Here is a 12,785-nt window from a genome sequence, read left to right as displayed (position 1 = left end):
GCTCAACGGCGCGGCCGCGATAGGGGAGTTGGTCAACCTCGGCCGGACCCCGGTCGAGGGCTACTGGCGCAACGAGGAGGCGGACGCGGCGTCACCGGAACGTTCCGGTGACGGGCCCCTCGGCATGAACAGGCGGATCAGGCCGTTCCGGAGGCCTGGGGCTCCTCGCCCAGCAGGACCCGGCGCACCACGCGCTCCGCGGCGCGGCCGTCGTCGTACGGGCAGAACCGCTCGCGGAACGCCTTCAGCAGCGCCTCGTTCGCGGGGCTGTCCCAGCCGCCGTCGGTGAACGCCCGCGCCAGCTCGTCCGTGGTCGTCGCGACGGCACCCGGGGTCTCGCCGGGCTTGCCGGAGAGCAGGTCGAAGACCACACCGCGGACCGTGCGGTACGTCTCCCAGTCCGGGGCGTGCACCACGATCGGGCGGTTCAGGTGGGCGTAGTCGAACATCACCGACGAGTAGTCCGTGATCAGCGCGTCGGCGGCCAGGCAGAGGTCCTCGATCCGCGGGTGGTCGCTGACGTCGATGACCGACGGGTCCTCGGGGAGTCCGGCGCCGCCGTAGAAGTAGTGCGCGCGCACCATGACCACGGTGTCCGGGCCCACGGTCGCGCAGAACCGCGCCAGGTCGAGGCGGCTGGTGAAGCCGGCCTCGTAGTCGCGGTGGGTGGGCGCGTACAGCAGGGCGCGCTGTCCGGGACGGATACCGAGTCCCTCGCGGATCTTGTCGATCTGCTCCCGCGTCGCCGTCGCGAAGACGTCGTTGCGGGGGTAGCCCGTCTCCAGCGAGCGCGCGGCGCTCGGGTAGGCGCGGGACCACACCTCGGTCGAGTGCGGGTTGGCGGAGACGCTCCAGTCCCACCGGTCGACCCGCTTCAGCAGCCGGTCGAAGTTGAGCCCCTGCGCGGCCGCCGGATAGTTCTGCTGGTCCATCCCCATGATCTTCAGCGGGGTGCCGTGGTGGGTCATCACGTGGATCTGGCCGGGGCGCTTGACCAGGTGGTCGGCGAAGTTGACGTTGTTGAAGAAGTACGTGGCACGGGCCAGCACCGACCAGTAGCGGCGGGTGCCGGGCACCACGTAGTCGATGCCCTTCGGCAGTGTGTCCACCTGGTTCTTCGACACCACCCAGACCCCGTGCACATCGGGGGCCAGCTCCTGGGCCTTGCGGTAGATCGCCTCGGGGTTGCAGCTCACGCCGCGGTTCCAGTAGGCCGCGTAGACGGCGAGCTTCGGGTCCAGCGGAAGCTTGCGCTGCGCCTTGTAGTAACGCGCGGTGAACGACTTCTTCGCCTTGGCGCGCGCCGTGCCGGGGGCCGTGCGCAGGCCCCGCCGGGTGGCGAGCGCGGTGTCCAGGGCGCCCAGCGCGGCGTACTTCCCGCCGCCCATCAGCTGCGGCCGGAGCCCCTTGGCGCCGCCCGGGAACGTGAAGCCGTCGGGGCGGTGGGCGCTGTGGAACGAGGCGACGGCGCTGACGTACTGCCTGCGGCGCTTCGTCACCATCGGGTACGCGGCCAGGAGCTCCTGGACGGCGCGGTCGAAGAGCAGCTCGCGCACGGGGTTCAGGGCCGGGCGCGCCTCGACGAAGGTCATCAGGTCCGCGTAGGCGTCGACCAGCTCCAGCGGCGTCGTGCCGGTCGTCGGCTCGGCCTCGTCCGCGAGGCCGGGCAGATAGCGCTGCTGGCGGTGCTCGACACAGGCGGTGCCCAGCGTGGCGACCGAACCGGCGACGGCGAGTGTCTTCAGCGCGTACATGCGCTCACCGTGCTGGCCGGGGCCGAAGGACAGGCTCTCGCTCTCGGCGAGGGTGCGGCGCACCGCCCGGTTCCAGGACACCGGCGCGATGTCGAGGAGGCCGGGGCGGGCGGCGAGGGTGTGCGGGCCCGCGGGCATGGCGCTGAGCAGCTCCAGCGACCGGGTCATCCGGGTCTTGCCGCGGAACGGGCGCTTGCGGTGGCCGAACACCAGCACATCGGGTTCGTCGGTGGAGTCCAGCCGGTCCGCGATGTCCTGCAGCGCGCCGGGCAGGTGGATGTAGTGCCCCTCGAGGAAGAGGAGGTAGTCCCCGGTGGCCCGCTCCGCCCCGGCGTTGCGCCGGCCGTGGGCTCCCGAGCCCTCGGGCAGGTGGATCGCCTGGACCCGGCTGTCGCGGGCGGCGAACTCGTCCAGCACCAGTCCCGAACCGTCCGGAGCGCCGTCATCCACACCGATGACCTCGATGTCCGTGAACGACTGCGAGAGCACCGACTCCAGGCACTCGCGCAGACTTCCCCGGGCGCGGCGGACGGGGATGATGACACTCAGCCGGGGCATACAGACTCTTTCTCGGACTGTGCGTACTGGGGCGCACACAGATTACTGCGGAGCGCTCAGCAGGACGGGCAGGGGGCTGACAACGGTGCGACGGTCGGGGAGGCGGGCAGGTCGGGCCCCGGTGGGGCGGCCGGTCGGCCGAGCCATCCGATCGATGGACACGGACGCGGATATTCCGGCCGGAACCGGCAGACACAACACTCTGCCGTCGATGTGGTCGACCGCGCGGCTGATGAAGGCCCCACTTATCATACTACCCACGCTCTTAAGCGAACCTTGGACATCCCGGGGGCGCCGGGACCGTGACACCCCCGGGCACGCGGACGGGGCAGCCCATGGTCGTCGACCGGACTGCCCCGCATTGACGCGCATGAGCCGGGAGGGCGTGGATCGCGCCCCGGCGGCTACTTGACCGCGCCCGCCATGACGCCGGAGACGAACTGGCGCTGGAAGGCGAAGAACACCGCGAGCGGGATCACCATCGAGACGAAGGCGCCGGGCGCCAGGACGTCGATGTTGTTGCCGAACTGCCGTACCTGCTGCTGGAGTGCGACCGTGATCGGCGGCGAACCGGAGTCCGCGAAGATCAGTGCGACCAGCATGTCGTTCCACACCCAGAGGAACTGGAAGATCCCGAGCGAGGCGATCGCGGGACCGCCGAGCGGCATCACGACCCGGGTGAAGAGCCGGATCTCACCCGCCCCGTCGAGCCGGGCGGCCTCCAGCAGCTCCCGCGGGATCTCCGCGAAGAAGTTGCGCAACAGGAAGATCGCGAAGGGCAGGCCGAACGCGGTGTGGAAGATGATCACGCCGAAGGTCGTCTCGAAGATGCCGACCGTGCCGAACAGCTTGGAGACCGGGATCAGCGCGACCTGCACCGGGACCACCAGGAGCCCCACCACCACCAGGAACCACCAGTCGCGGCCGGGGAACTCCATCCAGGCGAAGGCGTATCCGGCGAGCGAGCCGATCACCACGACCAGGACGGTCGACGGGACGGTGATCATGATGGTGCTGAACAGCGAATCGGTGATCGTCGAATTGTGCAGCAGCCGGGAGTAGTTGTCGAAGGTCAGCTGGGACGGGACGGTGAAGACCTTCCACCAGCCGGTCGCCGCGATCCTGTCCGGGCTGCGCAGCGAGGACAGCAGCAGCCCGATGGTGGGCATCAGCCAGAACAGGGCCACCAGGACCAGGACGACCCGCATCACGCCGCCGCCGGCCCGTGCCGCGATCCGGGCGCTGAGCGAGCGCCGGGCCTTCGGCGTGCCGGTGTCCGTGCCGGTGTCCGGGGCGTCGTCCGCCCCGGCGGGCGGGGCCGTGGCCGAGGGTGTCGTCATCGGCGCCCCTCCTTCCTTATCCGCCTGATGTTGAAGAGCATCACCGGGACCACCAGCAGCAGCAGGAGTACGGCGATGGCGCTGCCGATCCCCAGGTCCGCGTCCGTGCCGAACGAGGACCGGTAGAGCTGGAGCGCCAGTACGTTCGCGTCGTCCTGCGAGGAGCCCGGCGCGATGATGAAGACCAGGTCGAAGACCTTCAGGACGTTGATCATCAGCGTCACCAGCACCACCGCGAGGACCGGGGCGAGCATCGGCACCGTGATCCGGCGGAACACCTGCCACTCGTTGGCCCCGTCGACCCGCGCCGCTTCGAGGAGTTCACGCGGCAGGCCCGCCAGCCCGGCCGCGATCAGCACCATGGCGAAGCCCGCCCACATCCAGACGTAGCTGCCGATGATGCCGGGGGTCACCAGGGTCGGCCCGAGCCAGTCGACCCCGTTGTACGGCTCCTTGAAGTTGGACTCAGGGAGCCGGAGTTCGGCCCCGTCCGCCGCGGCGGGCAGGGTGAACGTGCCGTCGGCGCCCGCGGTGGCCGAGGCGACCACCTCGCCGTCCTTGACGGCCTCGACCTTGATGCCCTTGAGGCCGAGCTCCTTGGGGTCGATGACGTTGGGCTTGCCGCCGCCGCCCTGGGTGAAGTCCAGCCAGGCGGTGCCGGTGATCCTCCCGTCGTTCACCGCCGCGGGGACCCGTGCGGGCTTCGCGTCGGTGGGCATCTTCGCGGGCAGTACCCCGACCAGGGGCAGTTGGACCGGCTCCCCGGCCCGGACCGGCACCTTGGTCACGAAGGACCCGCCGCCGGCCGCCTTGAGCGGGTGGACGGGCAGCGGATGCGCCTTGGGGAAGCCCGCCGATTCGGAGAACGTGTCGTGCACGCCCACCCATACGGCGTTGGCGACCCCGCGCTCCGGTGCCTGGTCGTACACCAGCCGGAAGATGATGCCCGCGGCGAGCATCGAGATCGCCATCGGCATGAAGACGATCAGCTTGAACGCCGTGCCCCAGCGGATCCGTTCGGTCAGCACGGCGAAGATCAGGCCGAGGACGGTGGAGACGGTCGGTGCGAGGACGACCCAGATCGCGTTGTTCTTGATCGCGGTACGGATGGTGTCGTCGGAGAACAGCGCCTTGTAGTTGTCGAGTCCGGCGAACCCGGTCCCCGCCTGGTCGAAGAACGACCGGTAGACGGAGTACACGATCGGATACACGACGAGCGCGCCGAGCAGCACCAGCGCGGGCAGCAGGAAGAGCGCCGCGATGACCCTGCGGGTGCCGGTGACGCTCTTGCGGCTGGGCACCTTGCGAGTGGGCAGCTGCCCGGGGCCGGGCTCTCTGGGGGCGGGTACCGAGGTCCCGCCGCGGGCTTGGGTGTCGGCGGGGGGCGCCTCGTCGGCGCCCCCCGCTGCGGCTGTCGTCATCCCGTCAGCTCTTGTACGCCTTGGCCGCGTCGGACTCCAGTTTGGCCTGGGTCCCCGCGATGTCCTTCGGGCTCTTCAGGAAGTCCTGGAGGGTCTTCCACTCACCCTTGCCGGGCGTCCCGCCGAACGACTGCGGGGCCTGGTCGGACATGTCGAACCGGACGGCGTCCCCGGCCGAGATCAGCGCCTTGGCCATCGTGCGCTGCACCTCGTTCGGGTACGCGGTGGCGTCCAGGGCCTTGTTGGGCGAGATGAACCCGCCCTGCTCGGCCCAGATCTTCGCGGCGTCGGTGGAGGCCAGCCAGGTCAGCAGGGCCTGGGCGCCCTTGCTGTCCTTCAGGGCCACCGCCGCGTCCCCGCCGGTCACCACGGGCGACTCGGCGCCGACCGCGGGGAACGGGAACACCTTGGCGTCCGTACCGATCTTGGCCTTGGTCTGCGCGATGTTGACGCCGACGAAGTCGCCCTCGAAGACCATCGCGCCCTTGGGCTGGTCACCGCCGGTGAACGTCTGGGTGACCGAGGCCGGGAACTCCGTCTGGAGCGCGCCGTCGGCGCCGCCCGCGATCAGGGCGGGCTTCCCGAAGAGCTGCCCGAGCGTGGTCAGCGCGTCCTTGACCGACCCGTCCGTCCACTTGATCTTGTGCTGGGCCAGCTGGTCGTACTTCTCGGGACCCGCCTGGGACAGGTAGATGTTCTCGAACCAGTCGGTGAGCGTCCAGCCGTCCGCGCCGGCGACCGAGACCGGGGTGACGCCGGAGGCGGACACCGTCTCGGCGGTCGCCAGGAAGTCCTTCCAGGTCTTCGGCTCCGACGCGCCCGCGTTCTCGAACGCCTTGGCGTTGTACCAGATCAGGGACTTGTTGGCGGCCTTGAAGTACACGCCGTACTGGGTGCCGTCCACCGCGCCCAGGTCCTGCCAGACCTTGGAGTAGTTCTTGGTCAGCTGGGCCTTCGCCTCGGCGCCGGCCGGCTTCGCCCACTTCTTCGCGACGGCCTGCTGGATCGCGCCGACCTGCGGGATCATCGCCACGTCCGGCGGCTGGCCGCCGGCGATCTTCGTACCGAGGAAGTTGACGATCGGGTCCTGCGCCGGGACGAAGGTGACCGTCGCCCCCGTGCGCTTCTCGAACTCCTTCAGCACCTTGACGAAGTTGGCCTGTTCCGGGCCGGTCCACACCGCCGCGACGGAGATCTTCTCGCCGTCCAGTTTCGGCAGTACGACGCTCGACGCCTTGTCCTTGCTTCCTTCGGAGCCGCCCCCGTCGGTCTTGCTCTTTCCGCCGTCACCGCCGTCGCCGCAGCCGGTGAGGGCCAGTGCGCCGATGGCTGTGAAAACCATGGCGGCTCTGCGAATCCGAAGCGTTGTGCGCATTCCTGCCCCGTCTCTCCTGTGCGCTTGCACCGACCGGCACCGTCGGACTTCCGACGGTGCCGGTCATTCATCATGTGGTCGTGTGCGCACAGTCCTACGCCCGGCATCCGGGTGCCGCAATACCGATATCGGGCCCAACTCGATGATCGTAATGGGCTCGTGACGTCAAGTCAGTGACGGTATCCGGAGATTGGGGACGACAGGCCCGAACCCCCGGGCCCGTCGCCCCTCGGAGCCCCGGCCGGCCGGCTCTCAGAGGTGAGCGGGCGCGAGCGGCGCCAGCGGCGCGGCGTTCACCGAACGCGCCGCGCGCTCCAGCGCACTGGCCAGCAGCGCCAGGTCCGTCGGCCCGTTGCCCAGTTCGCGCACCGGGCGGCGGGTGGGCGGGTCGCCCATCCGCTCCCACTCCAGCGGTACGACCGTGGGACGCAGCGTCGCCGTACGCGGAATGCGGCCCGTGACCCGCCCGCCCTGGAACGGCGTCACCCGCCCGTCCGGATGGCCCAGCCGTCCCCGGCCCGGCGCCGGGCCGTCCGGCGAGGGCGGGACGACGGGCGGATCGAGCACCACCCGCAGCCGGGCCCCACGGGCCAGGTCGGTGTCCTCCGTGCGGTCCGGGCGGGCGGACGTCGCGACCAGGTGGACGCCGAGCCTGCCGCCTTCCCTGGCGACGGTCTCCAGCGCCCTGACGACCGAACCCGCGGCCGGCCGGCCCGGACTGCCGAGCGCCGGGGCGATCAGCGCGTCGAAGTCGTCCACGAGCACGACGAGCCTGGGCAGCGGCGGAGGTCCCGGCTCCGGCGGCCGGGCCGCGGCGGGCCGCAGTTGCAGGGTGCCGCTCATCTGGGAGTCCACGTCGCCGCGCTGCTCGGACGCGCTCGGCGGCCACTGGCCGTCCGGCCGCCGCGCCGCCCCGGGGCGGCTGTGCCACTCGGCGAAGTCGAGCCCGCCGAGCAGTTCGGCCCGCCGCTTCACCTCGGCGCCCAGTGCCTGTGCGAACTCCCGCATCCTGACCGGGTCGGAGGCCACCAAGTGCGTGAACACGTGCGGGAGTTCGGTACAGGGGCGCAGACTCTCGCCGCGCTCGCCCCCGGCCCCGTCGACCAGCAGGATGCCGAGCCGGTCGGGCCGGGCGGCGGCCGCCAGCGACGCGGCGACGGCCCTCAGCAGCTCGGTGCGTCCGCTGCCGCCCGGCCCCTCGATGAGGAGGTGCGGCCCCTCGTCGGCGAGATCCACACTCACCGGTCCCCGCGGACCGGCCCCCAGCACCACGACGGGCCGCCCGGCGAAGGCGGCGCCCCCGGCGGCGGAGGCGGCCGGACGGGAACCGGTGTCCGCCGTGCCGCCGGCAGGACCGGAGCCGCGTGCGGCGATCCGGGGGGCGTCGCCCTGACGCGGCCCGCTGACCCGGTTCGGGGAACGCCCCGAACCGGCGGAGCGAAGGCCGTCGTCGTCCCTCACATCAGCGGACCCGTCCGCGGACCCGTCCCAGGCGCGGGTGTCGGAGCCGGACAGGGTGCGCGAACTCGGGGTGTCCCCGGGCCCCCCGTCGTACCGCTGCCCGCCCCCACGGGGGTGGGGGGTACGGCCGGACGCGGGGGTGTCGGTGCGCTCGGGGTACGGGGTGCGGCCCGAGCCCGTGCGGTCGTACGCGTCCGGGCGGCCGGGGTACGGGGTGCGGCCCGAGCCCGTGCGGTCGTACGCCTCGCCGCGGCCGGAGGCGCCGCGCGGTACGCCCGTGTGGGTCTCGTTGGAGCCGCCACGACCGTCGAGGCCGCGGGGGTACGGGGTGCGGCCCGAGCCCTGGTTCTCCACGGCGTTCGGGTACGGGGTGCGGCCCGAGCCCCGGCCGGTCGCGTCCTGCGGGTACGGCGTGCGTCCGGAGCCCGGCGCGTCCGTGCCCCGGGCTCCGGACGGGCGGGCTGTCCCGGCGCTGGTGCGCTGGGCCCCCACGCGGGGGGCCGCGCCGCCGGTGCCGCCCGAGCCGCGGACCGTCGCGCCAGGCTGGTCGTCCGCCGTCGAGGCCCAGCGGGCCATCAGGGAGGCCGGGGTGGCGCGGGCGAGGCCCAGCTCGTCCAGGAGGCGGGCGGAGGGCGGGAGCGCCACCGCGGCCGGCCGGCCGGGCAGCCCGCCCTGTCCCTCCGCCCGCAGCGGGGCCAGGGCCCGGCCGAACCGTTCCGCCCAGTGCGCCGACACCGCGTCCACCGCGGCGACCGTGCCGTGGCCGGCTGCCCGGCCGCCCGCCGTGCGCAGCAGTCGCAGCGCCGTCGCCACGTCGCCGCTGAGCATCGCCACCGCCCCGCACTCCCGGAACGCGATCGAGGCATGGCACGCCGCCTCGTAGGTCGCGGCGACCGGGGAGGTGGGGGTGGCGGCCGGGGTCTCGGCCAGACAGATCAGATGGATGCCCGCCGCCGCGCCCGCCCCGGCCAGCCGGGCGGTGTTCTCGCGCAGTGCCGAGGAGCCGGGGTCGCCGTCCACGATCACCACGGTGAACGGGCCCTCGTAGTGCCGGGCGGCCTCGGCGACCGTCGCGCGGTCCAGACTCGCCCAGCCGGGGCCCAGCGGCCCCTCGTCCAGCCGGCGCACCAGTTCCGTGGTCCGGGCGGCGGCCTGCTCGCGGTCGTACGCGAGCAGCAGCCGGCAGTCCTGGCCGTGCATCGGGCGCAGATGCGGCAGCCAGCCGAGCCAGGCCCACTCGCGTCTGCGCTCGTCCACCCCGCGCGCCCGGTCCGTGCTGATCAGCACGATCTCCAGATCGGCGGGGGAGTGCAGGGCGGCCAGCTGTGCCACCGCCGAGCGGGCGAGCCCCGTCAGCCGGTCCCGCGGCCCGGCGAGCCCCAGCGAGCCCGCCTCCCGCAGCCCCACGGTCACCGGCACGGCCGGCAGCTCGGCCCGCTCGGTCGTGCCCAGCCGGACCACCAGCGCCTCCGGATGCGCGGTGTCGCGCTCCCACAGCCGGGGGCCCGGTCCGATCGCGGTCAGCAGTACGGACGCCGGATCGGGCCAGGTGCCCTCCGGAGCGGTGGGCAGCGCGGTGAAGGTGGCGGGGTCCGGGGCGGGCGCGGTCGTCTCGTCGGGCGCGCTCTCGTGCACCGGATCGCCCTTGCCGCCCGCGAGCCGGCGGGCCCAGGCGCCTATCCCACGCCGGGGTGCCTCCTCGTCCGGGGAGTGGGCGGGGCGCCCGGAGCCGGGCCTCGGCCGGGCCGCGGCGGGCCCGTCCCGCTCGTCGTCCTGGGCGCCGCGCTCATGGCCGTGGAAGGCGGCCTCCTCGTGGGCGTCGTACCCGTGGGCGGAGCCGTCCCCGTAACCGTGTCCCGAATCCGGGTCCGGGTCCCAGCCGGGGTCCGGGTCGGCCGGCGCCCTGGCCACCCGCAGATGTCCCTCGCCGTCCGGAGCCGTGCTCAGCGTCGGCGTACGCGCCCCCGAGGTCAGCCGGAGCGTCGACTCGCCGAGCCGCAGCAGCGCACCCGGTTTCAGCCGGACCGGACGGTCGCGCACCTCCGTGCCGTCCAGCGAGGTGCCGTTGGTGGAGCCCAGGTCGGCCACCGCGACCCGGCCGTCGTCGGAGACGGTCACCGCGCAGTGCAGCCGCGAGACGTCGGGGTCGTCGAGCGGGACATCGGCCTCGGCCGAGCGGCCGATCCGGATCCGCCCGCCGTGCAGGAGATGGACCCCGCCCGCGTCCGGTCCGGCGATCACGTGCAGCTGCGCCGGAACGGCGTCGTCCGTCGACTCGTCCTCCCCCGGGACCTGGAGCGAGAGCACCGCCCCGTCGACCAGGGGCGGTTCACCGAGGGCGCTGCGCTGTGCGTCGAGCCGCTCCCGCCCGGCGAACAGCACCACCGCACCGCTGCCGAGGGAGCCGTCGGGCCCGGAGACGGCCGCGGCCAGGCCGGACGCAACGGTGGCCAGCGCCGTCCCCGCGGGGGCGGTGACCAGCACATCGCAGGCGCGCGCCGGGGTCTGGCCGCTGCGCGGCGCGAGGACGGTCAGCCGGATCTGCATCGCCGTCAGCGGTCCCTTCTGCGCGGGGTGCCCGGCAGGGGAAACGCCCTGTGATTCCCCCCACCCGGCACGGACGCGTCGTCCGGTACAGGTTCGTCACGTATCGCAGGGCTCCCCACCCCACAGTTCCGTGCTGGAGGCATCCTCGCACCTGCCTCTGACAACCCGCCCGCGGGTCACCGCTAAGTGATCTTGAAAGGTCTGCTGTGCGCCCAAAAGTGCCTGCTTGGCCCGTTCTTCGGCGGTGCCGATATGGCCGGAACCGGCCCCCGGGGGCCTGGAGTGCGGCCGGGTGCGGCAACCATCCGTCCGAAGTGAACGTCTTCCTCCGCAACCGGTGCGCCCGGGGCGAACAGATCCGGCCCCGGCGGAATTCCGGACAAAGCGGCAACCGGGCGGAGCAGGCCACCCACCGCCGGACAGGCTCTAGAGTGGGCCGGAAACTCCTGGAGGAATCCGGGGGACCGCAAGCACCACGATCAGCAGGGAGCGCATGACGTGCGGCCGGTAGGCAGCAAGTACCTGCTCGAGGAGCCGCTGGGACGCGGCGCCACGGGCACCGTCTGGCGCGCCCGCCAGCGTGAGGCCGCGGGAGCCGAGGCGGCCGTCACGGGCCAGCCCGGCGAACTCGTCGCGATCAAGGTCCTCAAGGAGGAGCTCGCCAACGACGCGGACGTCGTGATGCGGTTCCTGCGCGAGCGCTCCGTGCTGCTGCGGCTGACCCACGAGAACATCGTGCGCACCCGGGACCTGGTCGTCGAGGGAGACCTCCTCGCCCTGGTGATGGACCTGATCGACGGCCCGGACCTGCACCGCTACCTGCGCGACAACGGCCCGCTCACCCCGGTCGCCGCCTCGCTGCTCACCGCGCAGATCGCCGACGCGCTCGCCGCCAGCCACGCCGACGGCGTCGTCCACCGCGACCTGAAGCCCGCCAACGTGCTGGTCTCCGAGCGCGACGGCGTGATGCACCCGATGCTCACCGACTTCGGCATCGCCCGGCTCGCGGACTCCCCGGGGCTGACCCGGACGCACGAGTTCGTCGGTACGCCGGCCTATGTGGCGCCCGAGTCGGCCGAGGGCCGCCCGCAGACCTCGGCCGTCGACATCTACGGCGCCGGAATCCTGCTGTACGAGCTGCTCACCGGCCGGCCGCCGTTCGCCGGCGGCACCGCGCTCGAAGTCCTGCAACGGCACCTCAGCGAGGAGCCCCGCCGCCCCGGCAACGTCCCCGCGCCGCTGTGGACGGTCATCGAGCGCTGCCTGAGCAAGGACCCCGACCGGCGGCCCAGCGCCGAGAACCTGGCCCGCGCGCTGCGTACCGTCGCCGACGGCATCGGCGTGCACGCGAACTCCGCGCAGATCGCGGCAGCCGACGGGGTGGCCGCCCTGCTCGCCCCCGACCCGGCTCCGACGGCCGTCCCGGAGACGCCCGGAGCGGCCGACCCGACACAGGTGCTGCCGAGCAACGCCGGTTCGTACGACCCGAACGCGGTCACCGGTGTCATGCAGCAGAACGCCGGACCGGGCGGCGGCCACGCCGACCCGACCGCGGTCCTGCCGCCCGTCCCGCCGCAGCCCGAGGGGGCCCCGCAGCCCGACGGGCCGCACCCCTGGCAGTCCCAGCTCCAGGCCGCCCGCGACCGCAACGACCAGACGCAGGTCCAGTACCTCGACCCGAGCCAGGACCCGTTGCGCCGCCGCCCCCAGCGCCAGCAGCCGCCCCAGCAACCGCAGCAGCCGCGCAGGCAGCAGCAGTACCCGCCGCAGAACCGGCAGCAGCAGTACCAGCAGCAACAGCAGCAGTACCAGCCTCAGCAGCAACAGCAGCAGTATCAGCCGCAGCAGCAGCGCCAGCAGTACGCGCCGCAGCAGCAGCCCCAGCAGCCTCAGCAGCCCGTTCAGCGCCCGCCCCGCGAGCCCAGGCAGCGCGGCGCGAACCCGATGAAGATCCCCGGCCTCGGCTGCCTGAAGGGCTGCCTGTTCACGGTGGTCCTGCTCGTCGTCGCGAGCTGGCTGATCTGGGAGCTCACCCCGCTGAAGGACTGGATCGGCCAGGGCGAGAGCTACTGGCACGCGATCAGCCACGCCGCCGGTACCGTCTCCGACTGGATCTCGAAGCTGGGCGGCAGCGGCAACTGACGGAGCGGGGCGCCGCCGATCCAGCCGGACGCCCCGTCAATTCTGTAGCTATATCGACTTCCGCGTACCAATTCCCTGGCAATTCGTACGCAGAAGTGAAGGTTGGTGCCATCCAGGGCACGCAACCCCCCGATCGCCGCGTAACTTTGTCGACCGGGGGTTGTTGCGCGAAGGCCCAATCGCCAGC

The 12,785-nt window shown here is 72.8% G+C and carries 6 protein-coding genes; 1 reads left to right on the top strand and 5 read right to left on the bottom strand.

Going from position 1 to position 12,785, the window contains the following annotated elements; translation table 11 throughout:
* Positions 1-137: 137 nt before the first annotated feature.
* From AB0I52_RS17820 to AB0I52_RS17800, 5 genes are all read right to left on the bottom strand, one after another.
* Positions 138-2,312, bottom strand: coding sequence for a bifunctional glycosyltransferase family 2 protein/CDP-glycerol:glycerophosphate glycerophosphotransferase (locus AB0I52_RS17820; RefSeq protein ID WP_363073554.1), 2,175 nt, complete (start codon positions 2,310-2,312; stop codon positions 138-140).
* Positions 2,313-2,716: 404 nt separating this feature from the next.
* The gene (locus tag AB0I52_RS17815; RefSeq protein WP_363073552.1) at positions 2,717-3,652 is read right to left on the bottom strand and encodes a carbohydrate ABC transporter permease; all 936 of its coding nucleotides are present in this window, start codon (positions 3,650-3,652) and stop codon (positions 2,717-2,719) included.
* On the bottom strand, positions 3,649-5,073 hold the full coding sequence (locus AB0I52_RS17810; protein ID WP_363073550.1) for a sugar ABC transporter permease: 1,425 nt from the start codon (positions 5,071-5,073) through the stop codon (positions 3,649-3,651). Before AB0I52_RS17810 ends, AB0I52_RS17815 begins: the two co-directional genes overlap by 4 nt.
* A 4-nt stretch (positions 5,074-5,077) precedes the next feature.
* Entirely contained in the window at positions 5,078-6,448 is a 1,371-nt protein-coding gene (locus AB0I52_RS17805) for an ABC transporter substrate-binding protein (RefSeq protein ID WP_363073548.1), read from the bottom strand.
* A gap of 252 nt (positions 6,449-6,700) precedes the next feature.
* A complete protein-coding gene (locus AB0I52_RS17800; protein WP_363073546.1) occupies positions 6,701-10,456 on the bottom strand; it encodes an FHA domain-containing protein in 3,756 nt (1,251 codons plus the stop codon).
* 498 nt (positions 10,457-10,954) lie between these two features.
* On the opposite strand from AB0I52_RS17800, the gene AB0I52_RS17795 reads away from it, so the two are divergent.
* The gene (locus tag AB0I52_RS17795; RefSeq protein ID WP_363073544.1) at positions 10,955-12,598 is read left to right on the top strand and encodes a protein kinase; all 1,644 of its coding nucleotides are present in this window, start codon (positions 10,955-10,957) and stop codon (positions 12,596-12,598) included.
* The last annotated feature ends 187 nt before the right edge of the window (positions 12,599-12,785 follow it).

The sequence above is a fragment of the Streptomyces sp. NPDC050423 genome, from assembly GCF_040655445.1.
Taxonomy (GTDB): Bacteria; Actinomycetota; Actinomycetes; order Streptomycetales; family Streptomycetaceae; genus Streptomyces.
The sequence above is the reverse complement of the archived record's forward strand: the minus strand, read 5'-3'. Positions and strand labels throughout refer to the sequence as shown.